We start from the raw sequence: 24,443 nt of genomic DNA on the forward strand, positions 1-24,443 counted from the left end.
GGGACGTCGCCTGCCGGGCGTCATGACGTGGCCATAAGGTGCGGAGGTGACGAATGTTGCTTCCGTTTCGCGGTCTCTGGATGTCGTGGTCGCGCAGATTCCGGTCGGCTGGGCGGTCGAGGACAACCTGCGGCGCATCACGGAGGTCCTGTCCCGGACGCGGCCTGGCGACCTCGTCGTCCTCCCAGAAGGCGCGCTGTCCGGGTACGGGGACGACCTGTCGCCGCTCGGCGAACCGTCCCGCGCGCAGGCCGTGGACCGGGCGGCCGGACAGGTCGCCGAGCTCGCCCGGCGGCACCGGGTGCACGTCTTCTGCGGGTCTCGTCCGGGACCCCGACGCGTGGTGGAACGCCGCGCTCTACTTCGGCCCCGAGGGCGGGCGGTGGGACTACCGCAAGGTCAACCTGGCGATGCACGAACGGGGCCGCCTCCGGGCGGGGAACCGGCTCGCGCCGTTGCGGCTGCCCACCCCGGCCGGGGACGTCACGGTGGGCGTGCAGCTCTGCCGCGAGATCCGCTTCCCCGAGCAGTGGCGGCACCTCGTCGACGCGGGCGCGGACGTGCTGGTCTACCTGACGTACGCCGCCAATCCGAGCGAGCCCGCGGGGGTCTGGCGGAGCCATCTGATCAGCCGGGCCGCCGAGAACCAGCGTTTCGTGCTGGCGTGCAACGTCGCCGACCCGCTCCGGCACTGCCCGAGCATGGTCGTCTCGCCACGGGGCGAGGTCCTCGCGGAGGCCGCGTCCGCCGCTCCCGAGCTGTTGAGGACCACCGTCGACGTGAACCTCACCAGCGACTGGTACCTCGGGCAGCGGCGCGACCTCTCCCGTCTGTGAGGGAGGGTGGCCCGGCGACGCCGGACCACCCGTCAGGTCACTTGCGCAGTCCGGCGCGGACCACGAGCGCGTCGTGGTCGGTGTACGTGGTCGCCTCGAGCTCCACGACCGGGGACGCGAGGTTGCCGTAGGCGTGCTGGATGCCGGGAGCCTGGGTGGCCTCGGCGTCGGTCAGCGTCCAGAAGCCCTCCGGGGCGCAGGAGCCGTGCCGGTTGACATCGCCCGCGAAGACGGTCGGACGGCCGCGCGAGGCGAGCACCCGGCCGAGCTCGGCGCACTGCACGGAGTTGGCGCTGCCCTCCGCCTCACCGTCCGTCGAGAGGTGGCTGCCGCACACGTCCACGCCGCGCGCGGTCGTCACGCACAGCCAGCGCCGCTGCTCCACACCGCTGAACACCGAGTACGGCGCGTCCTCGGACGCCTTGATGGCCTCCTTGGTCAGCACGGCGTTGCCGAACTCGCCACGCCCGTTCGGCGTCTTGCAGGCCAGCGGGGCGCCGTTGTAGATCACCGTCGCGAACCGGTAGTGGTAGCCGGTGCGCTCGGCGATCGCGGCCACGTCGCCGCTGCACGCCTCGTTCAACGTCACCGCGTTGACGTCGTTGGCCTGGATACGCTCCACGGCCTCGTCGACGACCTTCGGGTACTGGGTGCCGGCGAAGCACCCCGCGTACCCGCTCAGGCAGAGGTTCATCTGGAGCAACGAGTACGGCGGGCGCCCCGCCCGCGGGGCGGCGACATCGGCGGCGTCGGCGGCATGCGCGGCGGCGGGCAGCGCAAGCAGCCCGGCGGCCGTCAGGAAACCGATCAAAAGGACACGCAGACGCGTCAGAACATAAGAGATCACCGCGCCATTGTGCTGACGCGATCACCGCGCCGACAGAGCGGCCAGGAAGAGTTCACCGCCCTCTCACGCCGCCGTCACCTGCGCGTACGCGGTCAGTCCCACCATCCGGGGACGACGTCGACGCCCTCCCGCCGGATCGCCTCGTGCCACACAGGGTCGCGCAGCAGCCGCGCCTCCCAGGACCGCACGACGCCGTCCGGCCCGGCGACCGCGTCCTCGCGGGACGGGTGCAGGAACAGCTCGCTCGTGCCCTCGGGCAGGGCGGCCAGCCGGCGCAGGTAGTCGTCGCGCAGCCGCTCGTAGCCGCCGAGCTCGGACGCCGTGCGGCGGTTGGTCGCGATCGTCTGCGGGAGGGCCACGCCGAGCTCGTCGGCGAGGCCGACGGCGCTCTCGTGCGCCGCCGCGAGCTCGGGCGGCAGCGGCCCGCCGACGTACGGCTCGGGGTCGCGGGGCAGCCGGAACGCGAAGCCGTGACGCGCGCACCACTGAAGCGCCTCGGCCAGCCATGATCTGCCGTGCAGGCCGTAGAGGGTGCCGGCGTGGGAGTCGGCGGCCTCGGGGAACAGCCCCCGCTCGCGCATCCAGCGCAACTGCCCGTCCGCCTCGCTCACGACGTCGTGCGGCTCGCCGCGGGCACCGAGCGCCATCGGGTCGTCGCTGAAGGCGCCGTCGGGGTCGACGAGGCTCGGCGCGGGCGCGAGCGGCCGCCAGCGCGGCAGGCCGCGCTCGCCCGTCAGGGTGACGTGCAGCCGGGGCACGACCCCGAGCTTGCGGACCTCGTCCGCCGCCTGTTCCGCCGCGGGCGAGACGCAGATGAGCGTCGTCGCGCTGACGTGTCCCTCGGCGAGCAGGTCGAGGATGACCTCGGTGCTGCCGGGCTCGCGGCCGAGGTCGTCGGCGGTGATCACGACGCGCCGGGTCATCGCGGGTCCTCCACGGGTTCTGCGGGTGGTTCCGCGGTCTGCGCCGCCTCGGGCGGCGGTTCTGCCGGGACGGAGATGATCCGCGCCGCCACCGCGCCGATCGCCGCCAGGACGAACGGGTACGCGCACAGGTAGACCCGGAACGCGAGCCCCGGGTCGGCGCCGGGGTCGTCGCCCGAGTTGTAGCCGAAGAACACGCCCAGCGAGGTGAGCGCGAGCCCGGTCACGATGCCGTTGAGCCGGCCGAAGAAGCCGAACGCGGACAGGAACAGCCCTTCCCGGTGCTCCCCGTTGCGCGCCGCGTCGGCGTCCAGCACGCGGGCGACGATGAGGTCGTTGGTCGCGAGCATGCCCGACCACCCGGCCCCGACGAGCACGCCCGCGGCCAGGGCGGTGACGAGGTCGGTGGCGAAGAACAGGGCCGCGAAACTCACCGCCAGGACGGCGAAGGAGAGCCGCCAGGCGCGCAGGGCCCCGTGGCGGGCGACGACACGCGTCCAGACGGCGAGGCCGGCCACCGAGAACAGGATGACGACGGCCTGGAGGTAGAGCGCGTTCACGACGGGCAGCCCGAGCGAGTACCGGACGTACAGCTGGATGCCCGCGAGGACGAGGGCCATGGCCCCGCCGTAGCAGGAGCCGGTGAGCCCGACCGTCCAGAACAGCCGGTTGCTGACGATCGACCACACGCTGGGCAGCAGGCGCGGCCGCTCGCGCGTCGAGTAGCGGGGCCGCTCGCGCGCGCCGAGCGCCATGAAGACGATCACGGCGAGCGCGACCGCGCCGTAGATGATCGCGGTGATCTGGAAGCCCTGGGTGGTCTCCTCGGTGCCGAACACCTGCGTGGTGAGCAGCGGGGTGAGCGCGAGCGAGATCACCAGTGCGACGAGCTGGAAGCCCTGGCGCAGGCCGTTGGCCACGGCCCGGTCGCGTTCGCGCGGGTACAGCTCGGGCAGCAGGGCGCCGTAGTTGGCGTTCAGCATCGAGTCGAACGCCTCGCACAGGATCGCGAACACCGCGAACCACACCAGCAGGCCGACGCCCTCCAGCGACGCCGGCGCGGAGAAGAACGCGATCATGCAGGCCGCGAGCATGGGCGCGCCGACGAGCAGCCAGGGCCTGCGGCGGCCGTACCTGGTGCGGGTGCGGTCGGACAGGTGGCCGAGCAGCGGGTTGTCCAACGCGTCGATGATCGCGTAGATCACCATGACGGCGCCGTAGGCGCGGACGTCGAGCCCGAGGATGTCCACGTAGTAGAGGATCATCGAGCCTTTGATCATGTTGATCGGGATGGACGTCCCGAACATCCCGATGGCGTAGCGCCACGCTGGGGTGCGTCCGGGAAGGTCGGCCTGGTCGGGCCGGGACACGCGATCACCTCGCCTTTGCTGGCGCCGGCGCCGCGCGGCACCTGGGGGGCGTGCCGCACCCGACGTCGGCTGCGGGTGATGCTCGTCCATGATCCCGGCGCGCGTCAAGGACGTTCGTGCCCACGCGCCCGTCCCGGGACGTCAGCTGTCGGCGAGCCGGCCCGCCCGGCGTTCGCGGAAGGCGGCGAGCAGACGGGTGCGCATCGCGGCGGGCGGCGGCTCGACGGGCCGGTCGCCGAGCGCCCGGACGGTGGCCAGGAACTGCGTCTCGTAACCGCGGCAGTCCGCGCAGCACGACAGGTGGGTGCGGACGGCGTCGCGCGTGGTCGGGTCGATGGCGTCGTCGTAGTAGGCGGTGAGGAGTTCCACCAGTTGATCGCAGGTGAACCGCTTCACAACGTTGACCGCCTTGTCGGAAGATGAACCGTTTCACTTATTGTGCCGCCCGGAGGGGCTCATGGCACGCGCCGGTCGTCAGTCGGGCTGTTTCACGGACTCGTAGTAGCCCGCGAGCCAGCCCCGCACGGCCGTGCGGGCGCGGTGGAGCAGCACCCGCTGGTTGGCCGCCGAGATCTCGAGGATGTCGCAGACCTCGTCGGAGGTGCAGCCCTCGACGTCGCGCAGCGTGATCACCACCCGCTGGCGGAGCGGGAGCCTGCTCAGCGCCTCGGCGATGAGCCCTCGCGCCTCCGCGGCCAGCGCCTCCCCCTCGGGCGTCGGCCACGCGGCGGTGAACTCCGCCCGGCCGGTCATCGGCGGCCCGTGACCGCCGGACGGCTGGCCGTCGCGCTCGAACGCGCTCCACGGCAGCGTACGGCTCTCCCGCAGCCCGCGCTTCTTCGCGGTGTTCACCAGGATGCGGTAGACCCACGTCTTGACCGAGGAACGCCCCTCGAAGCCGTCGATCCCGTCGATCACCGCCAGCCAGGTGTCCTGGACGACCTCCTCGGCGGAGTGATCGGTGGACACGTACGACCTGGCCACCCGGAGCATGCCGTGGGACCAGGTGTCGAGCAGCGTGGCGAACATCGTCTCGTCGCCGGCTCGCAGGGCCGTGACGACGACGTCGTCCGGGGGCAGCACGTCGCCCGCGATGGACCCCACGACCACATCCCCTCCGTCGAACGCCAGGACGTCCTACCCCGGGGACGGAACCGCATGACGGCGCGGCCCTCGCGGCGGGACGACACCCCGCCCACGCTAATCCCCCACTCTGACGTTTTCCCCACCGTGCGCCCGGTACCCCCTATAAGCGGATTGTCCGCCTATATCCAGACATCCACGGCGGCCTCTCCACGCGAGCGGACCGCTGAGCAACCCCTCCCCACCCGAAGAGGGCCGACGAGCGCCCCTCCCCCACCGAGGGGCCGTGAGCGGCCCCTTCCATAACCGAGGAGCCCGTCTGACCTCGGTCGGAGCCCCGCGCGGAGGGCCCGCGCAGGGGGCCCGCGCCTCACAGGGCGGCATCGCGGCTTGTTGGTTCGTGTCGCGTTCCGGACAGGTGACCGGAACTCGCCATATCGGCGGAAAAATCAGCAAAGCCGCAGGTAGGGCCTTCCTGCCGGCAGCTTCGGAGGAATCGGAGACTGCACGACAAACCTCTCGTAACTTGCTAAGAGGACACGATCCCCCAAGGATGCTCCGCGATGGGTTCACAAGATCCCACAAATTCCCCCAGGGCACCCCCTCTGAAGGAGATTCGTGTCTCGTTCGCAACCCTGGCGATGGCTGCTGTCGGGGACCATCCTCGCGCTCGTCGCCACCCAGACCCCGGCGTTCGCCGAGGCACCCCCCGAGTCCGGCAAGATCGAACGCGCGGTGCAGGCCGACCTGTCCACCGACGACAAGGCGACCTTCTGGGTCCGGCTCAAGGACAAGGCCGACCTCAGCTCGGCGCGCAAGGCGAAAAGCAAGGCCGACAAGGGCCGGCAGGTCTACCGGCTGAAGACGGAGACCGCTGACGCCTCGCAGGCCCGGATCCGCAAGCTGCTCAAGGCCGCCGGCGCCGAGTTCACGCCGTACTGGATCGTCAACTCGATCAAGGTGACCGGCGACTCCGACCTCGCGAAGGAGCTCGCCGAGCTGCCCGAGGTCACCTCGATCGCCCCGGTCGAGACCGTCGACCTGCCGGAGCCGAAGCCGGGCGTCGCCCGCACCGCGGTGGCCGGCGGCGTCGAGTGGAACGTCGAGGCCATCAACGCCCCCAAGGTCTGGGACGAGCTCGGCGACCGCGGCGAGGGCATCGTCGTCGCCAGCCTCGACACCGGCGTGCAGTGGGACCACCCGGCGCTGAAGGCCAGCTACCGCGGCACCCAGCCCGACGGCACCGCCGACCACAACTACAACTGGTTCGACCCGACCGGCGCGTGCGCTGACCGCACCCCTTGCGACGACCGCGGGCACGGCACCCACACCATGGGCACCATGACCGGCGCCGACGGCATCGGCGTCGCGCCCGGCGCCAAGTGGATCACCGCGAAGGCGTGCATCCTCAGCGGCTGCCCCGACTACGCCCTGCTCGACGCCGGTGAGTGGATCCTCGCCCCCACCGACCTGAACGGCCAGAACCCGCGTCCCGACCTCGCTCCCGACATCGTCAACAACTCGTGGGGCGGCAAGGGCATCGACCTCTGGTACAAGGAGATGGTCGAGACCTGGGTGGCCGCGGGCATCTTCCCCGCCTTCTCCAACGGCAACGAGGGCCCCGAGTGCGGCACCACCGGCTCGCCTGGCGGCTACGTCGCCTCCTACAGCGCGGGAGCGTTCGACGAGAACGGCGTCATCATGCCGGAGTCGTCCCGCGGCCCCGGTGAGGACGGCGAGATCAAGCCCAACATCGCCGCGCCCGGCGTGAACGTCCGCTCGGCCATCCCCGGCAACGAGTACGGCGCCAAGAGCGGCACCTCGATGGCCAGCCCGCACGTCGCCGCCACGGTGGCGCTGATGTGGTCGGCCTCCCCCTCCCTGCGCCGCGACATCGAGGCGACGCGGGCGCTGCTCGACGGCACCGCCGCCGACGTCGACGAGACCCGGTGCGGCGGCACGGCCGCCGACAACCTCACCTGGGGCGAGGGCAAGCTCGACGCGTACAAGGCGGTCAAGGCGACCCCGGCCGGCGAGCTCGGCAACCTGACCGGCACGGTCACCTCCGCGGGCGAGCCGGTCGCGGGCGCTGTCGTCAGCGTCTCCGGGCCGCTGAGCCGCAGCGTCCCGACGGCCGCGGACGGCACGTACTCGCTGCCGCGTCTGCTGGCCGGTGACTACCAGATCAGCGTCACGAAGTTCGGCTACGACAGCGCGTCCGGCTCGGCCACCGTCGCGGACAACGGCACCGCCACCGCGGACTTCACGGTGACCGAGCAGGTCCAGAGCATCGTGTCGGGCACGGTCAGCAGCGCGGGCGCGCCGGAGAAGAACGCCGTCGTGAGCGTGCCAGGCACGCCGGTCACGACCGTCACCGACGCCGCCGGCCACTACGAGATCTCGCTCCCCCACTTCCCTTACGAGATCTCCGTCAAGCCCGCCTTCGAGTGCTCGGAAGAGGCGGCCACGCCGATCACGGTGACCGGCACGATGACCCAGGACATCGAGCTGCCCGCCAACGCCGACGCCTTCGGCCACACCTGCGCGGGCGGTACCGAGGCGTACGTCGAGGGCACCGAGCTGCAGGCGCTCGTCGGTGACGACAACTCCGACACGATCACGCTGCCGTTCGCCTTCCCGTTCTACGGCAAGACGTACACCAGCGCCATGGTGAGCACCAACGGGTTCCTGGCGTTCGGCGGGGACTACTCCTTCCCGAACAACGACACCCTGCCGAGCAAGAACCTCACCAGCGCCGGCATCTTCCCGTACTGGGACGACCTGAGCCTGCACGACGAGGCCGGCCTCTACACCGCCACCATCGGCACCGCGCCGAACCGCACGTTCGTGGTCGAGTGGCGTGACGCGCGGTACTACTCCGCCCCCGACACGTTCTCGTTCGAGGCGCTGCTCGGCGAGGACGGCTCGATCGGGTTCCGTTACCGCGGGATCGCGACCACGCGCGACTCGGGCGAGAGCACCACGGTCGGCATCCAGGCCGCCGACGGCGCGGACGCGCTGCAGTACTCCGCCAACCTGCCCGTCCTGTCGGACGGCCTGAGCATCGACGTCACCGCGCGCAAGCACGGCCTGGTGACCGGTGCCGTCACCGACGCCAACGACGGCCTGCCGGTGGCGGGCGCGACGGTCGAGGTCGGCGAGACCTCCTTCACGACGGGGACGGACGGCACGTTCGTCGGCCAGGTGCCCGCGGGCGACCTGCCGGTGAAGGTCTCGGCGGAGAACTACGCCGCCTACACCGGCAAGGTCACCGTCGAGGCGGGCAAGCCGGCCGTGCTGGCCGCCAAGCTGAAGACCGGCCGGGTGACGGTGTCCACCGACCACCTGACCCTGACCGTGCGGGGCAGGTCCGGCAGCAAGTCGGACAAGCTCACGCTGGCCAACACGGGCACGGCCGACGCGTCCTACGAGATCGAGATCGACCCCGCGCAGAGCGGCTGGCTGCGTGCCACGCCGGTGAAGGGCAAGATCGCGAAGGGTAAGAAGGCGATGGTCGAGGTCACCGCGTCCGGCAAGGGCATGAAGCCCGGCGACGAACGGACCGGCGTGCTGCTCGTCCGCTCGACGAGCGGGCGCAACCCGGCGATCCCGGTCACCGTGACGGTGGTCGTGCGCTGACCTGACGCGCTCACCGGTATTCGGGCCCGTCCCCTCACGAGGGGGGCGGGCCCTCACGCTTGCCACGTGCGCCTATCCCATAAACCCCACAGGTATAGTTGGGTTACATGGCTCTTCCATCGGTCGCCGTCGTCGGAGGCGGCGCGAGCGGCGCTCTGACCGCGATCCACCTGCTGCGACTCGCCCGCACCTCCGGCACTGACGTGACGGTGACCCTGCTCGACCAGGGTGGCCGGCACGCACTCGGGCAGGCGTACTCCACGACCGACCCGCACCACCTGCTCAACACGCGCGCCGACCGGATGAGCGCCCTCGACGACGACCCGGACCATCTGCTGGCCTGGGCCCGTACCGCGGGCCTGGACGCCAGCGGCCCCGACTACCTGCCGCGCGCCCACTACGGGCGCTACCTGCGCGACGTCCTGGCCGCGGCGGAGGAGCCGCCCGCACGCACGCTCCACCGCGTCACCGCCACCGCCGTCGCCCTGGAGGCCGACCACGCCGTACGGCTGGCGGACGGCCGGCGCGTCACGGCCGACGCCGTCGTCCTCGCGCTGGGCAACCGGAGCCCGGCCCCCGTGCCCGGCGTGCCCGCGCACCCGCGCCACGTCGCCGACCCGTGGGCGGGCGACGCCCTGTCCCGCGTCGGCGATGGCGGCCCGGTGCTGATCCTCGGCACCGGCCTCACGATGGTGGACGTCGCCCTCACCGTCGCCCGCACGCACCCGGACACGGTGGTGTACGCGCTGTCGCGGCGCGCCCTCCTCCCGCGACCGCACCCGCCGCACCCGGCCGCGCCCGTGCCCGTGGCCCTCCCCGACGGACCGCTGCGGGTCAGGGGCCTGCTGGCCGCCGTCCGACAGGCCGTACGGGAGAGCGGGGGCGACCGGCACGGCGTCATGGAGGGGCTGCGGCCGCACGTCCAGGAGCTGTGGCGGCGCCTCGGGCCGGACGAGCGGCGGCTGTTCCTGCGCCGGGTGGCGCGTTACTGGGAGGTGCACCGGCACCGCATCCCGCCCGCCTCCGCCGCCGCCCTCGCCGACCTGCGGGCGAGCGGGCGGCTGCGGCTGCTGCGCGGCAGCCTCGTCGGCGCCGAGCCCACCGCCGCCGGCCTGCGCGTCCGCGCCGACCTGGACGGCGCCGCGACCGACCTCGAGGTCGGCTGGCTGGTCAACGCCACGGGGCCGGGCTCCGACGTCACCGCCGACCCCTTCCTCGGGGGCCTCGTCGCCTCCGGGACGGCCCGGCCCGACCCCTTCCGGCTCGGCCTCGACGCGGCCCCGGACGGCGCGGTACTGGACGCCGACGGCCGTCCGAGCGACCACCTGTTCGCCCTCGGCCCGTTGCTGCGCGGCACCCTGTACGAGACCACCGCCGTCCCGGAGATCCGCACCCAGGCCGCCGCCCTCGCCCCGCGCCTCCTCGAAGCCGCCGTCACCCGCGCCGCCCGGGTGCGCCCGGTGGCGTGACAGCATGCCGGGCATGGCGCTCGGAGTGGTGAAGGTCTGGCACATGGAGGAAGGGTGGGGCGTGATCGCCTCACTCGAACTGCCACCGGGGCATGACGCCTGGTCGCATTTCAGCCTCATCCTCGCCGAGGGCTACCGCTGCCTCGAACCCGGTGACCGCGTCGAGTTCGAGCCCGTCCGGCGCAGCCAGGACGGTTACGACTTCGTCGCGACGGACGTACGGAAGTTGTGACGGACATGGCCAGGCGCCCCCATGGCGAGTCCATGGGGGCGCCTGCCGGTGTCGGTGTCAGTGCTTGCGGGTGAGGATCCGCGCGAGCACGTCGTGGACGTGGGTGTTCGGGTGCTTGCCGGTGAACTGCTCGGCCAGGGGCCCGACAGCGGTGACGGGAACGTCCGCGCCGGTGTGCTCCGTGGTGGTCCAGTCCATGACGAACGTGTGGTCGCTGCCCTTGACGGGGAACGGACCGTCCTCGGTCGACGGCGCGGTGCCGGTCTCGTCGTCGGCGACGGCGTCCTCCACGGTCAGGCCACCGCAGTCGTGGTCGCCGGTGATGACCAGCAGGGTGTCCGGGTGCGCGGCGACGTAGTCGCGCGCGACCTTGACGGCCTTCTCCAGGGAGGCCATGGCCTGCAGCACGCGGGTGCCGTTGTTGTGGTGGGCGAACTCGTCGATGCCCTCCTCCTCGACCATGAGGAAGAAGCCCTTCTTGTTCGTGCTCAGCGTGTCGAGCGCCTTGCGCGTCATGGTGGCCAGGTCGACCGCCGGACGGTAGACGTCGCCCTCGCCCTCGGCCTGCTGCTGGAACATCTCCTCGTTGCCGAACAGGCCGAGCAGCTTGCCGCGCCGGGCGTGGGCCAGGCCCTTGGCGTCGGAGACGTACTGGTAGCCGGCGGCCTGGGCCTTCTTGACGAGGTTGCCCTTGGTGCCCTTGCTCTCCTCGGTGGTGTCCTCCGCCGGCTTGTCGGGCCACGCGCCGGGGGTGCCGGCGGGCAGCCACCAGTCCTCGCCGCCGCCGAGGATGACGTCCGGCTTGGACTTGGTGATGTACTGCAGGGCGATGTCGTCCTGCCTGGCGCGGTCGGTGGTGTGGGCGAAGAACGCCGCGGGGCTGGCGTCGGTGACCTGCGACGTGGTCACCAGGCCGGTCGACTTGCCGGCGGCCTTGGCCTGCTGGCCGAGGATCGGCAGGGAGCGGCCCTTCGCGTCGACGCCGATGGCGCCGTTGTAGGTCTTCACACCGGTCGACCAGGCGGTGGCAGCCGCGGCGGAGTCGGTCACCGTGGCCTTGGGGTCGTGCGGGCTGGTGGTCAGCTGCCCGGAGACGGGGAGCTTGTCCATGGTGAGCTGCCCGTTCAAACCGTCCAGATACAGCCGTGCGGCCTCGCGGTGGGCGGCGGACATGCCGTCACCGTTGATGAAGATCACACTCTTGGCGTGTCCGGCGTGACCGTGGCCGGTGGCCGCGGCGAAGGCGACGGGGCCGTTCGACACCACGACGGCGGCGGTCGCGGCCGCCACCGTGGCCGCAAGCAGCCGGCCACGCGTGAGGGAAGGAAGCACGGGGATGACGCTCCAAGCAAAGTAGACCAAACAGGGGCATTTGGGACATTACGCCCGAGTAGTGAAATCAACGGAAACATGCGTCGTCCATCGGCCGAACATCCCTCTTGCGTCCAGGCGAGGCGGAGTGGCCGGTGGATCCACCGTCGCGAGCGGCTCCTCCAGGAGGCGCCGGTCAGGTCACGGCGGCGCCGTGACCTGACCGCTTCCCTACCTGGACGCCTCCTCCAGGGCGGCGCGCAGGCCGGTGGAGGTGAAGACCTCGTCGTCGGTCAGTTTCCTGCCGTCGAGCAGGAGCGTGGGAGTCCCCTGCACCTCGGGTGAGGCGAACACCGACGCGGTGGTCTGCCGCACCTGCGCGGCGTAACGCTGCGACTCGATGCAGGACGTCACGGCGGGATCGGTGATCCCCACGTCGGAGGCGATCTTCATCAGGTCGTCGACGGTGAACGCGGTCCGCTCGTCCGGCTGCGCGGCGAAGACCGCGTCGTGGAAGGCCATCCAGGACGAGCCGGGCACGCACTGCGCCGCCGCGGCGGCTCGTACGGAGCCTTCCGGGTTGACGAACGCGATCGGGTGGTAGACCACCTTCGCCTTGCCCTCGGCGGCGATCTGTTTGATCAGCCCGCCGTTGACGCGCTCGAACTCCTTGCACAACGGGCACTGGAAGTCCACGTAGACATCCAGCACCGGCGCGGAGACGCCCGGTTCCGCCATGACGACAGTGCCGTCCTGTTGCGGCGTCACCGTGGCGAGCGGGCCTGAGAACGACGTCGCGGTTGACCGGTTCACCTGGGCGAAGACGCCGACGGCGACGACGGCGACCGCCACCAGGCCGACGACGATCCGCAGCGTACGCCGCCGCTTCTCCCTTCGCGCCTGCTGGATCCGTTCCTGTCGCAGCTTTTCACGGGCTGAGGTTTTCATGAGGCTCCCAGGGTCTGCATGGCGATGCTTGTCAGTGGTCGCCGCCGCGGCCTCGCGCCGCGCGACGTGGTGAGTGTTCACCGGCTGCAGGCCGCCGGACGGCGGCGCAGGCCGAAGGCCCGCCTGACCACACCGACGGGGACCACGACAGGACGCCAGGAGGACGGACGCGGGCAGCGATCGGCGCCGGTCAGACGGGACAGGAGAGGGAACGGACTCCCCGTGGCGGACCACGGCGGACCACGGCGTGGCGGAGCAACGCCGTGACCGGGGCGTCCTCGTCCGCGGCCGGATGCGCCACGGCGGGCCGATCCGGTATCGGCGCGGGCAGGGCGAGGACGACGATCCCACCGAGCCGGGATGACAGCGTGCGGACGAGCGAACGGAGCGCCCGCCAGAGCATCCGCTCCCCCGCCGAGAGCCAGAGGGCGACCATCGCCCCCGCCACGGCGTGAGCGGCCAGCATCGCGGGGGTCGACATGCCCTCGTGCGCGATGACCGTCACCGCCTCATGACCGTGCGCCATGAGAGGGGCGGCGTGCGGCCCCGGCGCGGCCTGCGGGGTGGTCCACGCGAACCACACGTGCAGGTACAGCTGGACCGCTTCGACGGCGGCCAGGATCCACCGGGTGGACCGTTCGCGGCCCGCCAGCCGGTAGCCGATCAGCGTGAGCAGGCCGAAGGCCACACCGACCGACCATCCGGGGTACGGGGTGCGGCGCCATGAGGTCGTGACCGGCCTCGGACAGCCCAACGCACACCAGGGCGAACCCCCCAGCGCGCATCATGCGGAACCATCCAGGCGGACGCATGCCCTCCACCTATGCCCTACGCCACGTGCAGCCAGGCTACCGCCGCGACCCACCGGTCGCTTGCCCGGGCGCCTGACCTGATCCCCGTACACACGGAACGACGGCCTTGTCCCTGGGGACAAGGCCGTCCCAGGTGATGACTACGTGAGGGCCGGGACCTTTCGCTGGACGGGTTCGGCCAGGGCCGCCTGTCCGCTCGCGTTCAGGTGGAACACGGCCTCCGGACCTTCCTCGCCTTCGGCCAGTGCGTCGAACCCTCGGTAGTACGTGGGCGCGGACTCACACAGCGAGTGGCCCTTGAAGGCGGGGTCCAGAACGCCCGGCCTCTGGTACGGGCTGACGAAGCGGGCGTTCACGTGGAGGGCCTTCGCCGCGAGCGCGGCCGTACGCAGGGTGGTGTCCAGGGAGACCATCACCTTGTTGCACGCCGCGCGTTTGCCGGCGTGGCCACCCTTGTCAGCTGTGCGCCGTAGCCGGTCATTTCGGTCGGCGGGGGGCGTGCGGGTCGTCCGGTGGGTCGAGGATCACCTGGGCGGGGCGGCCAGCCGGTCGGCGAGGGGTGTTCGGCGGTAGAGCACCTGGCGGCCGTCGCGGGTGCGGGTGACCAGGCCCGTCGCGTACAGGACACGCAGGTGCTGGGAGACGGCGCTCGGGGTCACCCGCAGGCGGCGGGCCAGCTCCACCGTCGCGAGCGGCTCCTCCAGGAGGCGCAGCAGCCGCGCCCGGGGCGCGCCGAGCAGTGCGGTCAGTGCGGCCGGGTCGGGGGACGGCCCCGCCTCCCACAGCGTGGCGACCCCGCGGCTCGGATAGACGAGCGACGGCGGCTCGTCCGGGCTGACCGGCGGCGCCGGCTTGTGGGCGAACACCGACGGCAGCAGAAGCAGCCCGCGCCCCGAGACGACGACGTGGTGCCGGCCGATCATCTTGTCGATGCGCAGCACGCCGTCCTGCCAGCGCAGGTTGGGGTGCATGTCGGCGAACAGCAGCCGCGCCCCGCCCACGGCCAGCTGCCGGGCGCGGTAGGTCATGTCGGCCTCGAGCAGCAGCCGCATCCGCGGCCACGTGGGCGCGAGGGCGAGCGTCCAGTAGCGCACCAGCGCCTCGCAGACCGCGTCGCGGAGCCGTACGGCGGAGGCGTCGTCGGCCGGGAGCGGCCCTGCCACGAGCGCCGCCTCCAGATCATGGCGCACGACCCGCGGGTCCGCCCGCCGCACGATCGCGAGCTCCTCCTCGAAGGACGGCGCGAAGACCGCGGGCCGGGGCGTGAGGAAGTCGGGCAGCGCGAGCTTCTCCCCCACCACGCCCACCAGCAGGGCGACGTCGGCCGGGTCGAGCCGCGCGAGCACCGACCGGCGCCACGGCAGGTGCAGCGCGGACAGCCCGGGGTCGCGCAGCACCCGCAGGCTGAAGATCGTCTCGTTGAGCGAGGAGATCGCGAACCGGGTGTCCGCGAGGTCCTCCACGCTGAGCTCAAAGCTGATCATTAAGCCCCATGCTAAATCGATTGGCGACGCACCGGCCTCGCGATGAACTGCCCCGCGTGACAGACACGACTCATCCCGTACGTACGGCGCTCGTGACGGGCGCGGCCCGCGGCATCGGCGCCGCGGTGGCCAGGCAGCTGGCCCGCGACGGCCTCGCGGTCGCCCTGCTCGACGTGGACGACGCCACCGGCACCGCCGAGGCCGTCGGGAGCGCGGGCGGGACCGCAATGGCCGTGACCGCCGACATCTCCGACGAGGACGCCGTGACCACCGCCGTCGCCCGCGTCGCCGCCGAGCTGGGGCCGCCGACGGTGCTGGTCAACAACGCCGGCGTCGGCCCCCGCGCCCCGCTGGTGGAGCTGACCACCGAGCAGTGGGACACGGTCCTCGGTGTCAACCTGCGTGGGCCGTTCCTCGTGACGCGAGCCGTCGTCCCTTACATGATCGAGGCCGGCTGGGGGCGGATCGTCACCATGTCGAGCATCTCCGCGACCGGCGACGCCGCCCGGGTCGACTACGGCAGCGCCAAGGCCGGGCTGATCGGCTTCACCAAGTCCCTGGCCCTCCAGCTCGGCCGGCACGGCATCACCGCCAACGCCGTCGCGCCGGGCTTCGTGGTGAGCGACATGACCCGTACCTCGGCCAGGAGGCTCGGCATCACCTTCGAGGAGTTCCAGCAGCAGGCGGCGCGGTCCATCGCGGTCGGGAGGGTCGGGCAGCCGGAGGACGTCGCGCACGCCGCCTCCTACCTGGTCAGCCCCGGCGCGGGGTTCGTCTCCGGCCAGGTGCTGTACGTCGCCGGCGGGCCGGTGGACTGAGCGGTGCCGCTGATCCTGCTGCTGGCCATGGCGTGTGCCGATGGCGGCCGGGCTGGTGGGCCCGGAGCGACGCGGGCTGGTGAGCGGCACCCTGCTGAGCGGCTCGCCCGCCGGCATGCTGCTGTCGCGGACGCTCGGCGGGGCGCTGGCCGAGTGGCTCGGCGTCCGCGCCTACGACGCGGCGGGCTGGACCGGCGTGTGCGCCCTGGTCGCAGCCCTGACCGCCTTCGCCCTGACCCGCCATGTCGTGGCGCTGCGCCGGTCGGAGGTGAACCCGCGCGGTCAGTAAGCCCCGGGCATGGCGGCGCCGAGAACAGGGCGGCGAAGGACCTCTGGAGTGATCACGACGCCTGTGATGCGGCCGGCGATCGCCAGGGCCGCCGGGATGGCGTTGTCGATGCGGTCGTCCGCGGCCGGATCGATACCGAGCTCACGAAGGTAGCGGTTGAGCCGGTCAGGATCCGCACCCTCCCTCTCGATGGGGAAGGCCGGGTTGATGTCGGTGAGGTATTCCCCGTCTTCGGCGTAGGCGAGACGGTGCCGGGCGGCGTAGTCATGGCGCATCACCGCCACCGCCTGTCCGCCGTCGAGGGACAGCGGGCAGAGTGCCTCCCTGTGCGAGGCTCGCCAGCCGTAGTCCTCGACGGCGATCGTCCAGTCCTCGATTCTTCTCACCGTGATGATCTCCGGCCCTTCCGGCTGCGAGTAGTCCTCATCCGTGATGATCCGGATGTCCTCGTCCGCGGCCCCGATCCGGCGAAGCACCTCGCGCTCGTCGAGCCCGCGGACGAAGACGACGGTGTAGATGCCGCCGAGCCTGCTGTCCTCCCACTCGTAATCCTCCGGCGACGCGCCGGGAGTTCTCGCGGTGACATGGACCATCTCGTACGTGCTCGCCTGCTCGAGGATCTCGGGATGGGCGGCGAAGAAGGCATCGAAGATCACGGTAGGTATCCGGCCACGGTCGCTGACCGGGTAGCCGTGCGCCGCCGCCCAGTCCCGGATCTGGGTGCGGCCGAGATCGAGGTTCCGGTAGGTGACGCGGAGGGGAGTGAAGTCGGCATCAGACATGATCAGAAACTACGCGGCGCGGGCTCCACCCATCACCAGGCCCAGGTCGGTCGTCAGGAGAGCTCGTACGGGATGATCTCGGCGAGCGCGGAGGCGCCGCCCATACCGTAGTTCACGCGCAGTCGCAGGTATCTGGCCGAGGCTCCCTTCATGTCGACGTCGTTGGGTGCCGACATGCGCGGCCACTCGACCTGCGCGACGTCGGTGAACGTCGTGCCGTCGTCGCTCACCTGCACGACACCCCGCTCGACGGTGCCGTTCATGTCGTACGCGAGCGTGGGCTGGAACCTGACCGCGGACAGTTTCCTGACCCGGCCGAGGTCGACCGTGATGTAGTGCGGCAGCGGCGCGACGTCGGAGTGGTAGTCGGTGAAGGCGTCGCCGTCGACCGCCCTGGCCGGGTCGCCGACGCCGGGCCTGAACGTGGTGGCCGTCGCGGTGAGCTCGGCCGGGGGCACCGGGGTGCCCTCAGGGGGAGCAGGCCAGACGCCAGGGGCGTCCTCGGGCTCATCTGCCACGGTGGGCCGGTCGGGTCCGGTTCCCTCGCCGCGGATCACCACGTCGGTGACGACCGCGCTGTGGTCGGAGTAGAACGGGTAGGCCTGGTCGAGGGCGCTGCCCTGATGGCGGGGCAGGCGGCGGTCGTCGATGCGGGAGCCGAGGACGCGGACGTCCTCGCCGCGCGTGAAGATGTAGTCGATGCGGCCGGGTGCGGAGCGGAAGCCGCTCTGCGAGCTCCAGGTGCGGCCGGGGTGGCGCCCGGCGTCGGGGTTGGCGTGGCGGAAGGTGTCGACGAAGCCGGAGTCGGCGAACATCTTGGTCAGCGGCCAGGGCAGCACCAGGCCCGCGTGCCCGCGCGCGCCGGCGAACTGCTCGGTCCAGTCCAGGTACGGCCAGGCGTTGAGGTCGCCGCCCATGAGCACGGGGGCGTCGTCGTCGCCGATGAAGGACGGCAGCGCCTTCTCCAGGATGGCCTTGCCCATGGCGACGCGGCGGTAGCGGTCGTCGTCCAGGAGCTGCTCGTCGGTCTTCGTCCGCGGCCGGCCGTAGAGGTTCTGCACGACCGCCTCGTGGACGTCCCAGTTGGCGGAGATCTCGTGCCAGGTCCACGTGCTGAAGGCGTGGACGTGCTTGCCGTTGGGCAGGCCGAGCCGGGCGCCGCCGAGGTTGAACGAGGTGATGTCGGCGTCCGCGTAACGCGGGTAGACCTTCTCGACCTCGAGCTTGGTGTACAGCCACAGGTTGTCGCCGTTGGCGCTGTAGTCCTCCGGCCGGGTGAGCTGCACGCCGGTGAACCGCTGACCCGCCGGCCGTCCGGCGTTCAGCCCGTCGAGAATCTTCTGCCCCGATCCGTACCCCTCGATGACGAACAGGACATCGGGGTCGACCTCGTTCATGTAGTCGATCATCTGGTTGAGGTTCTCGCCCGTCTTCTCCTGGCCGTTGATCGTGCCGCCGACGAAGAGGTTCCAGGACATCAGCCGTAGCGGGGTGCCGACGTGCTGCTCGGGCAGGGAGGTGACGGTGACGCCGAGATCCATGCTCTGCATGCGCGCGGGCAGGACGAAGGGCCGGCTGCGTACGGTCCCGGCGCGTGTACGGCGTGCGCGCCGACGCCCGCAGCCGCCTCAACACCGCGTACATGACATGCGCGTACCTCGGCGGCAGCGCAGGCTCCTGGCTCGGGGTCCGTGCCCGACGCCTTCGTCGCGACCGACGTACGCAAGCGCCATGGACAGACGAAGTGTCCGTCTATGGGAGGAGCAGGTTGCGCAGGCCGACCGTGCCGTCTCTGCTCGCCGACAGCACGACGGCTCGTCCCTCCACCCGGTGGAGCGCCACGTCACAGACAGCGCCGGTGTGACCGGTGAGCGGCCGGCCCAGTGGCAGGCCGGTGGCGAGGTCCCAGACTCCGATCGTGTTGTCCTCGCTGCCCGTGACCGCGATGTCCTTCTCGCCCAGCGTGCCGGTGGCGACGGAGGTCACGCCCCTGGCATGCCCCACCAGGGATCCGATCAGCCCTGCCTGGGCCAGGTCCCAGACCCTGACCGTACCGTCCGCGCTGCCGGACAACAGGACGGGCCTGTCGCCCACATGGCCGAACGTGACCGACCTGACGGCTTTGGTGTGGCCGGGAAGCGGCCAGGCGACCGGTCGGCCCGTCATCACGTCCCAGATGCGCACCTGGTTGTCCGCGCCTCCGGAAAGCGCCACGACCTTGCCATCGAGCCACCCTACGGTCACCGCGTTCACCGGGCCGGCGTGACCGACAAGTGGTTCGCCGATCTGTGCGCCGGTCTCGGGATCCCACAGGCGGAGCGTCATGTCCGCTCCCGCCGACAGAGCAACGGTCCTGTTTCCGAGCGCGCCTATGGCCACGTCCCAGACGAAGCTGGTGTGGGCGGCGAACGGCTTTCCCATCGGTGCACCGGTGGCCAGGTCCCACACCCGGGCGGTCCCGTCGAAGCCGCCCGAGACCACTATGGAAGTGCCGTCGCCGAGTTCGCCGATCGCCACCGCCTCGACCGAGTCCTTGTGGCCGACGAAGGGCCTTCCGACCTGCGTGCCGGTCAAGAGATCCCATACGCGTAACGTGCCGTCCGAACTACCGGATACCGCTACCGCCCTTCCCCGCAGCTCTCCAGGTGCCACCGCGTTGACGGCATCCGCGTGCCCCGTCAGTGACCGATCCTGATAGGCGGATGCCGCCCGCGCCGTCAGGGACGGATCAGGCACGGTGGACGCTGCCCGCGTCAGTGGCTTCGTCGGCGGAAAGGGCTGACGGCCCGTCAGACGTGCAAGAGCGTCGGCTGTGGCCGGTCGCGCTGCGGGATCCTTGCTGAGACAGGCGGAAAGCAGCGGTGAGAGGTGACCGGGCACCCCGGAGAGGTCGGGCTCGCGGGTGAGGACCGCGTTGATCACGGCAGGGACCGTGGTACCGGGAAAGGCCAGTCTGCCGGTCGCGGCGAAAACCATCGTGCAAGCCCAGCCGAAGATGTCGGAAGCCGGACTGACGGTGTTGTGCTCGATGTGCTCCGGTGCCATGTAGGCCGGGGTTCCGATCGCTCCTGACCGGGTCGTGTGGTGGTCGTCCGTCTTCGCGATGCCGAAGTCGATGACCACGGGTCCTTCCGGACCGAGCATCACGTTGCCCGGCTTGAAGTCGCGGTGGACGATCCCGGCTCGATGGATCGCCTCCAACGCGGTCAAGGTGATGACCGCCAGGCGTTCCAACCCGCTGCCCCGCCGGGGACCGTCGCTCACGACAAGGTCATGGAGGGAGACCCCGGAGATGTATTCACTGACGATGAAAGGCCGATCGCCGGCCAGCCCCACGCTCAAGACCCTGGCGGTGCAGAACGGAGCGACGCGGCGCGCGATCTCCGCCTCCCTGAGGAAGCGCCTGTGCACGGAGGCGTCACGGGTGGGATGAAGAACCTTGACGGCCACCTGTTCCCCGGACGGGGACTCCCCGAGATAGACGACGCCCTGGCCGCCTTCCCCCAGCGCGCCGACCAGGCGGAAGCCACCGATCTGCTCGGGCTCTCCTCGGTAGAGCGGGCGAATACTCGGCACCGGCACCTCTGTCTGGACAAGATGGCGTGACGCGACGGACAGGCGGCCCCCACACATGGAGACCGCAGCCGCAGCGCGTCGCGACAGCCCTGTCCCCGGTTCGCCTCCACGGCGATGATCTCAGCTCCTTTCGGCTGCGAGTAGTCCCCGTCATGAATCAGCCGAATGTCCTCGCGCCGGCTCCGCTGCTCCGAGAGGCCGTCGAACGACCGATGTCTGGACGCAGCGAAGATGACAGTGGGACCGGCTCCTGACCTGGGCACTGTCACTTCGATGGGCGTCGAAATAATGGCGCTCGCGTCATCGAAGTTGATGGTAGTCGGCCGAAGATCGTCTTCTTAGCCTGCGCAGGGATCAGGCGACCTTCAGATGGCGAGGCCGGGTATGCCGGAGCATGGCAGCATCAGGGGGTGGCGACCTCCAGGCTTTCTGCGGTGGGGTGCCGTGTGTGCTAGGCGTATTGTGGATACGGGAGTGACAGAATTGGGGCGGGACTGTTCATGAGCTCCCAATCCAGGCGAACGCCGCTTTCCGCTTCGACCACGGCCAGGCAGGCTGCGACGATGTCCACTGACGCATCCGCCTCCTCGCTGTCATAGCACCTGGTGAAGAGACCGACATAGGCATTCAACGGTCCGAGAAGCTCGGTCCAGGGGGTGAAAGGTCCGGAGGCCGGCTCGGGACCTTCAAGGTCACCTTCGGCTTGTCCGTAACGGAGGTGCATGCTGGTGTAACCGTTGATGTCGAAGGCCACGTACCAGTGCCGGAAATCTTCGCCGCCCAGCTGGTCAGTCACCTGTCGGCGCTCGGGCACGGGGAAGGCCCAATCCAGGGTGACGATACCAGCACCGACCTGGTGAAGTGAGATGCTTCCGCTGGGGTGTGGCAGGTCGTCGGGGTCCTGCAGGTCGGTAGTGGTGTATCCCATGCGACGCACAGCGTCGTCGATGGTGAGGACGCCGGAGTCGGGAATCGTCACCGTGTAGGCCATGTCCTCACCGAACTGATCGCGCATGTCGGTGTAACGAGCAACAGCCTCATCCAACACGACTAGATGGCCTTTCTATGCAAAGGAGCGTTCCCCAAGACCAACAGGTGAGAAGGCTCAAGGGACCTACTGGATCTTGACACCGCGCGGTGGTGGCGCGCGGAGCTGAAGATCAATCATTATGTCCGTACTCGCTTCAAGGATGCCCGGACGGCTGTGGGGGTTTGCCAGGGGTGCATGCCTTCGCCTGCCAGGAGCAGCGCGGCTTCGGGCAGGTCCAGATCGTCGACGGTCTCGGCGGGGTGCAGGTGGTGAGGCTGACCGGGTTCCCAGAGAGGGAGCGGTTTGAGCTGGTCGCGCTAGAGGCTGTTGAATTTGAGGTGGTTGAGGATCCGGTTGGTGACTGCGGTGGGGTGGTCGTGGGCGCAGTATTCGTGCCAGAGGGTGCCGGCCCAGGGGTCGTAGCGGCGCTGGTCCATGAAGTAGCGCAGCGCCTCCAGCAGGCTGCCGGTGAAGCCGAGTTCGTCGATGATGAGCATCGCCGCAGCGCTGAGCAGCGGGCCGGGCTGGTAGGAGAGCAGGTCGCCGCAGCGTTCGCGGGCGGTGGGTCCGGCGGTGAGGGCGAGTTGGTCGCGCAGGTGACAGAACTCGTGGAAGGTCCACCACAGGTGGATGTCGGTGTCGGCGGGGAGCATCTCCGGGGTGCCGAGATAGATCGCCAGGCGGAACAGCAGTTCATAGAGGTCTCAGAACGCCTTGATGGGTTCGATGGGTCCATCGCGTGGGCGGCGTAGTCGGCCCAGGAGGTCCTGCTGGATGCGCAGCAACCGCTCGCTTCCGACCGGCTGGCAGGGGTTCCAGTTGCCGTGACGGACTGTCGTCTTCAAGACCGCCAGACAACCGAATCCGCGAGAAATCGGGGCTTGACGGGGCAAATGAACGAATTTTTAATTCAGTCATGGGACGTATCGCCGGCGTCACCGCCGCCGAGACGCGTGAGCGGTTGCTGCTCGCGGCCGCCGACGCCTTCGCCGCGCGCGGGTACGACGGCACGCGGGTGGCGGACATCGCCGCCGCCGCGGGCGTGAGCAACGGCGCCCTCTACGCGCACTTCGGTTCCAAGGCCGAGCTGCTGGTGGCGGCGCTGCGCACGCACGGGCAACGGCTGCTGGCCGACATGCTCGCCGCCCACCCCGACCGTTCGGCCACCGAGGTGCTCCTCGCCACCGGGCGGCAGCTGTCGCGCGCCCGCGAGAGCCGCGGCTACCTCATCGTGGAGGCGCTGGTCGCGGCCCGCCGCGACGAGGACGTGGCCCGGCCCATGCGCGACTACGTGGGCGAGCACGCCGACTGGATCGCCGACCTCGTCCGCGTCGGGCAGGACGACCGGGAGCTCGACACCGATCTGTCACCGCGGGCGCTCGCGCACTTCTGCCTGCTGCTCGCGATGGGCAGCGCGCTCGTGCCGCCGAGCCTGCACGAGGTGGACGAGGACGAGTGGGCCGCGCTGCTGGCCAGGTTCGCCGCCGCCCTCGCCCCCTCCGACACCACCGCACCTAGGGAGCCAGTCGATTGAAGATTCAGATCAACACCGAACGCTGTCACGGGCACGGCCGCTGCTACACCCTGGCGCCCGAGCTGTTCGGCGAGGACGACGAGGGGTACGGCGTGGTGCTCGGCGACGGGCACGTGGCGCCGGAGCAGGAGCGGGCGGCGCACCTGGCGATGGTCAACTGTCCGGAGAAGGCGATCGAGGAGCTGGCATGACTGTCGACGACCGGTTCACCCGAGGATTACGCGACGCCGGGGACGAGGAGCCGACCGGCGTCCGCAACGAGATCGTCACCGGGCCGGTCTCCGACTGGGCGACCGACTTCTCGCACATGGAACCGGAGTGGACCAACGACCCCTACCCGATCATCGAGGACCTGCGGGGGCGCTGCCCGGTCGCGCACACCGACCGGTTCGGCGGCGGGTGGCTGCCCACCCGCTACGACGACGTCGCCTCGGTCGCGTACGACACCGAGCGGTTCTCCTCGCGGGCGATCATCATGAGCAACTTCCGCCCGCCGCGCGACATCGCGCCGATCGGAGGTTCGCCGCCCATCTCCTCCGACCCGCCGTTCCACCACCACGCGCGCAAGCTGCTGCTGCCGGCGTTCACCAAGACGGCGGTGGCCAGGCGGGAGGAGGCGACGCGGGCGTACTGCCACGCGCTCATCGACGCGCTGGAGGGGCGTGAGGAGGTCGACATCGCCCGCGACTACGCCCAGCACATCCCGGTACGGGTCATCTCCGACATGCTGGGCTTCCCGCCGGAGGACGGGCCGCGGTTCCGCCGGTTCATCGAGAACGCGCTCGAAGGCGTCAACCGGATGCCCGAGGAGCGCATGGCGGGCATGAACGAGCTGTTCGACTACCTGCTCGTGCAGATCAACGACCACGTCGCCAACCCGCGCGACGACCTGACGACGTACCTGATCGAGGCCGAGATCTTCGGCCAGAAGCTGGAGCCGTCGCACGTCGCGGGCACGATGGCGCTGCTGCTCATCGCGGGCATCGACACGACGTGGAGCGCCATCGGGGCGTCGCTGTGGCACCTCGCGAAGACGCCCGCCGACCGTGAGCGCCTGGTCGCCGAGCCGCAGCTGCTGCCGACCGCGATGGAGGAGTTCCTGCGGGCGTACGCGCCGGTCACGATGGCGCGGCTGGTCAAGGAGGACATGCAGTGGAACGGCGTGCAGATGAACGCCGACGACTGGGTGCTGCTGTCGTTCCCGGCGGCGAACCGTGACCCGTCGCAGTTCGAGCGGCCGGACGAGGTCGTCATCGACCGCGAGGTGAACCGGCACGTCGCCTTCGGCCTGGGCATCCACCGCTGCGTCGGCTCGCACCTGGCGCGCATGGAGCTGCGCGTCGCGCTGGAGGTCTGGATGGAGCGGATCCCCCGGTTCTCCCTGGTCGACCCGGCGACGGTGACGTGGTCCACCGGGCAGGTGCGCGGCCCGCGCTCCCTGCCGGTCAGGATCGGCTGAG

General features: G+C 70.8%; 24 protein-coding genes. 9 read left to right on the forward strand and 15 right to left on the reverse strand.

Going from position 1 to position 24,443, the window contains the following annotated elements; all coding sequences use genetic code 11:
• The first annotated feature begins 80 nt into the window (after window positions 1-80).
• Window positions 81-836, forward strand: a complete 756-nt coding sequence (locus BLR04_RS01050; protein WP_245739997.1) for a nitrilase-related carbon-nitrogen hydrolase — start codon at window positions 81-83, stop codon at window positions 834-836.
• Window positions 837-873: 37 nt separating this feature from the next.
• Here BLR04_RS01050 and BLR04_RS01055 read toward each other — a convergent pair whose 3' ends face one another.
• The 5 genes from BLR04_RS01055 to BLR04_RS01075 all read right to left on the reverse strand — a co-directional run bounded on the left by BLR04_RS01055 (window position 874) and on the right by BLR04_RS01075 (window position 5,080).
• On the reverse strand, window positions 874-1,683 hold the full coding sequence (locus tag BLR04_RS01055; protein WP_143021915.1) for an endonuclease/exonuclease/phosphatase family protein: 810 nt from the start codon (window positions 1,681-1,683) through the stop codon (window positions 874-876).
• A 92-nt stretch (window positions 1,684-1,775) separates the two neighbouring features.
• Window positions 1,776-2,606, reverse strand: coding sequence for a carbohydrate deacetylase (locus BLR04_RS01060; RefSeq protein WP_090758585.1), 831 nt, complete (start codon window positions 2,604-2,606; stop codon window positions 1,776-1,778).
• Window positions 2,603-3,976, reverse strand: coding sequence for an MFS transporter (locus BLR04_RS01065; protein ID WP_245739940.1), 1,374 nt, complete (start codon window positions 3,974-3,976; stop codon window positions 2,603-2,605). The genes BLR04_RS01060 and BLR04_RS01065 overlap by 4 nt, the downstream gene beginning before the upstream one ends.
• Before the next feature lie 141 nt (window positions 3,977-4,117).
• On the reverse strand, window positions 4,118-4,345 hold the full coding sequence (locus BLR04_RS01070; RefSeq protein ID WP_176902877.1) for an anti-sigma factor family protein: 228 nt from the start codon (window positions 4,343-4,345) through the stop codon (window positions 4,118-4,120).
• Between the two features lie 105 nt (window positions 4,346-4,450).
• A complete protein-coding gene (locus BLR04_RS01075; RefSeq protein WP_245739942.1) occupies window positions 4,451-5,080 on the reverse strand; it encodes an RNA polymerase sigma factor in 630 nt (209 codons plus the stop codon).
• Window positions 5,081-5,677: 597 nt separating this feature from the next.
• Between BLR04_RS01075 and BLR04_RS01080 the strand changes: the two genes are divergently transcribed.
• The 3 genes from BLR04_RS01080 to BLR04_RS01090 all read left to right on the forward strand — a co-directional run bounded on the left by BLR04_RS01080 (window position 5,678) and on the right by BLR04_RS01090 (window position 10,399).
• The gene (locus BLR04_RS01080; RefSeq protein ID WP_090758589.1) at window positions 5,678-8,698 is read left to right on the forward strand and encodes a S8 family serine peptidase; all 3,021 of its coding nucleotides are present in this window, start codon (window positions 5,678-5,680) and stop codon (window positions 8,696-8,698) included.
• A 107-nt stretch (window positions 8,699-8,805) separates the two neighbouring features.
• Window positions 8,806-10,167 (forward strand): FAD/NAD(P)-binding protein, encoded by a 1,362-nt coding sequence (locus BLR04_RS01085; protein ID WP_090758591.1) that lies wholly within the window; start codon window positions 8,806-8,808, stop codon window positions 10,165-10,167.
• Between the two features lie 13 nt (window positions 10,168-10,180).
• Window positions 10,181-10,399: a cold-shock protein gene (locus BLR04_RS01090; protein WP_090758593.1), complete on the forward strand. Its 219-nt coding sequence runs from the start codon at window positions 10,181-10,183 to the stop codon at window positions 10,397-10,399.
• 57 nt (window positions 10,400-10,456) lie between these two features.
• Here the strand turns inward: BLR04_RS01090 and BLR04_RS01095 are convergent, their stop codons facing one another.
• The 5 genes from BLR04_RS01095 to BLR04_RS01115 all read right to left on the reverse strand — a co-directional run bounded on the left by BLR04_RS01095 (window position 10,457) and on the right by BLR04_RS01115 (window position 14,954).
• Window positions 10,457-11,731, reverse strand: a complete 1,275-nt coding sequence (locus BLR04_RS01095) for an alkaline phosphatase (RefSeq protein ID WP_090758595.1) — start codon at window positions 11,729-11,731, stop codon at window positions 10,457-10,459.
• 210 nt (window positions 11,732-11,941) lie between these two features.
• The gene (locus tag BLR04_RS01100) at window positions 11,942-12,658 is read right to left on the reverse strand and encodes a DsbA family protein (RefSeq protein ID WP_090758597.1); all 717 of its coding nucleotides are present in this window, start codon (window positions 12,656-12,658) and stop codon (window positions 11,942-11,944) included.
• A gap of 190 nt (window positions 12,659-12,848) precedes the next feature.
• Window positions 12,849-13,346 (reverse strand): hypothetical protein, encoded by a 498-nt coding sequence (locus BLR04_RS01105; RefSeq protein WP_090758599.1) that lies wholly within the window; start codon window positions 13,344-13,346, stop codon window positions 12,849-12,851.
• 264 nt (window positions 13,347-13,610) lie between these two features.
• On the reverse strand, window positions 13,611-13,883 hold the full coding sequence (locus tag BLR04_RS01110; RefSeq protein WP_090758601.1) for an SGNH/GDSL hydrolase family protein: 273 nt from the start codon (window positions 13,881-13,883) through the stop codon (window positions 13,611-13,613).
• Window positions 13,884-13,994: 111 nt separating this feature from the next.
• A complete protein-coding gene (locus BLR04_RS01115) occupies window positions 13,995-14,954 on the reverse strand; it encodes an ArsR/SmtB family transcription factor (protein WP_090758603.1) in 960 nt (319 codons plus the stop codon).
• Between the two features lie 56 nt (window positions 14,955-15,010).
• Here BLR04_RS01115 and BLR04_RS01120 point away from each other — a divergent pair, with 56 nt between their 5' ends.
• Window positions 15,011-15,772: an SDR family NAD(P)-dependent oxidoreductase gene (locus BLR04_RS01120; RefSeq protein ID WP_245739944.1), complete on the forward strand. Its 762-nt coding sequence runs from the start codon at window positions 15,011-15,013 to the stop codon at window positions 15,770-15,772.
• A 40-nt stretch (window positions 15,773-15,812) separates the two neighbouring features.
• Window positions 15,813-16,061 carry a hypothetical protein gene (locus tag BLR04_RS41185; protein ID WP_218128677.1) on the forward strand — a complete coding sequence of 83 codons (249 nt, stop codon included), beginning with the start codon at window positions 15,813-15,815 and terminating at the stop codon, window positions 16,059-16,061.
• Here BLR04_RS41185 and BLR04_RS01130 read toward each other — a convergent pair.
• From BLR04_RS01130 to BLR04_RS01155, 5 genes are all read right to left on the reverse strand, one after another.
• Window positions 16,055-16,843 carry a DUF6461 domain-containing protein gene (locus BLR04_RS01130; RefSeq protein WP_090758611.1) on the reverse strand — a complete coding sequence of 263 codons (789 nt, stop codon included), beginning with the start codon at window positions 16,841-16,843 and terminating at the stop codon, window positions 16,055-16,057. The genes BLR04_RS41185 and BLR04_RS01130 overlap by 7 nt on opposite strands.
• A 53-nt stretch (window positions 16,844-16,896) precedes the next feature.
• Complete coding sequence (locus tag BLR04_RS01135) at window positions 16,897-18,384, reverse strand: discoidin domain-containing protein (RefSeq protein ID WP_218128678.1); 1,488 nt, start codon at window positions 18,382-18,384, stop codon at window positions 16,897-16,899.
• A 211-nt stretch (window positions 18,385-18,595) separates the two neighbouring features.
• Window positions 18,596-20,419 (reverse strand): serine/threonine-protein kinase, encoded by a 1,824-nt coding sequence (locus tag BLR04_RS01145; protein ID WP_176902878.1) that lies wholly within the window; start codon window positions 20,417-20,419, stop codon window positions 18,596-18,598.
• Window positions 20,420-20,870: 451 nt separating this feature from the next.
• The gene (locus BLR04_RS01150; RefSeq protein ID WP_090758619.1) at window positions 20,871-21,467 is read right to left on the reverse strand and encodes a hypothetical protein; all 597 of its coding nucleotides are present in this window, start codon (window positions 21,465-21,467) and stop codon (window positions 20,871-20,873) included.
• Window positions 21,468-21,766: 299 nt separating this feature from the next.
• The gene (locus BLR04_RS01155; RefSeq protein WP_090758620.1) at window positions 21,767-22,102 is read right to left on the reverse strand and encodes a hypothetical protein; all 336 of its coding nucleotides are present in this window, start codon (window positions 22,100-22,102) and stop codon (window positions 21,767-21,769) included.
• 263 nt (window positions 22,103-22,365) lie between these two features.
• Here BLR04_RS01155 and BLR04_RS01160 point away from each other — a divergent pair, with 263 nt between their 5' ends.
• From BLR04_RS01160 to BLR04_RS01170, 3 genes are read left to right on the forward strand one after another with little or no spacing between them, the layout of a single operon-like run.
• The gene (locus BLR04_RS01160) at window positions 22,366-22,983 is read left to right on the forward strand and encodes a TetR/AcrR family transcriptional regulator (protein ID WP_090758622.1); all 618 of its coding nucleotides are present in this window, start codon (window positions 22,366-22,368) and stop codon (window positions 22,981-22,983) included.
• Entirely contained in the window at window positions 22,980-23,174 is a 195-nt protein-coding gene (locus BLR04_RS01165; RefSeq protein WP_090758624.1) for a ferredoxin, read from the forward strand. The genes BLR04_RS01160 and BLR04_RS01165 overlap by 4 nt, the downstream gene beginning before the upstream one ends.
• On the forward strand, window positions 23,171-24,442 hold the full coding sequence (locus BLR04_RS01170) for a cytochrome P450 (protein WP_090758625.1): 1,272 nt from the start codon (window positions 23,171-23,173) through the stop codon (window positions 24,440-24,442). The genes BLR04_RS01165 and BLR04_RS01170 overlap by 4 nt, the downstream gene beginning before the upstream one ends.
• The last annotated feature ends 1 nt before the right edge of the window (window position 24,443 follow it).

This window comes from Nonomuraea maritima, from assembly GCF_900100395.1.
Classification (GTDB): Bacteria; Actinomycetota; Actinomycetes; order Streptosporangiales; family Streptosporangiaceae; genus Nonomuraea; species Nonomuraea maritima.

Bases quoted from the DNA above. Each gene is read 5' to 3' on its own strand.
- BLR04_RS41185 (WP_218128677.1), top strand. From the start codon at position 15,813: ATGGCGGCCGGGCTGGTGGGCCCGGAGCGACGCGGGCTGGTGAGCGGC.
- BLR04_RS01155 (WP_090758620.1), bottom strand. From the start codon at position 22,102: ATGCTCCCCGCCGACACCGACATCCACCTGTGGTGGACCTTCCACGAG.
- BLR04_RS01060 (WP_090758585.1), bottom strand. From the start codon at position 2,606: ATGACCCGGCGCGTCGTGATCACCGCCGACGACCTCGGCCGCGAGCCC.
- BLR04_RS01090 (WP_090758593.1), top strand. From the start codon at position 10,181: ATGGCGCTCGGAGTGGTGAAGGTCTGGCACATGGAGGAAGGGTGGGGC.
- BLR04_RS01130 (WP_090758611.1), bottom strand. From the start codon at position 16,843: ATGTCTGATGCCGACTTCACTCCCCTCCGCGTCACCTACCGGAACCTC.
- BLR04_RS01160 (WP_090758622.1), top strand. From the start codon at position 22,366: ATGGGACGTATCGCCGGCGTCACCGCCGCCGAGACGCGTGAGCGGTTG.
- BLR04_RS01135 (WP_218128678.1), bottom strand. From the start codon at position 18,384: ATGGATCTCGGCGTCACCGTCACCTCCCTGCCCGAGCAGCACGTCGGC.
- BLR04_RS01110 (WP_090758601.1), bottom strand. From the start codon at position 13,883: ATGGTCTCCCTGGACACCACCCTGCGTACGGCCGCGCTCGCGGCGAAG.
- BLR04_RS01100 (WP_090758597.1), bottom strand. From the start codon at position 12,658: ATGAAAACCTCAGCCCGTGAAAAGCTGCGACAGGAACGGATCCAGCAG.
- BLR04_RS01085 (WP_090758591.1), top strand. From the start codon at position 8,806: ATGGCTCTTCCATCGGTCGCCGTCGTCGGAGGCGGCGCGAGCGGCGCT.
- BLR04_RS01115 (WP_090758603.1), bottom strand. From the start codon at position 14,954: ATGATCAGCTTTGAGCTCAGCGTGGAGGACCTCGCGGACACCCGGTTC.
- BLR04_RS01170 (WP_090758625.1), top strand. From the start codon at position 23,171: ATGACTGTCGACGACCGGTTCACCCGAGGATTACGCGACGCCGGGGAC.
- BLR04_RS01050 (WP_245739997.1), top strand. From the start codon at position 81: ATGTCGTGGTCGCGCAGATTCCGGTCGGCTGGGCGGTCGAGGACAACC.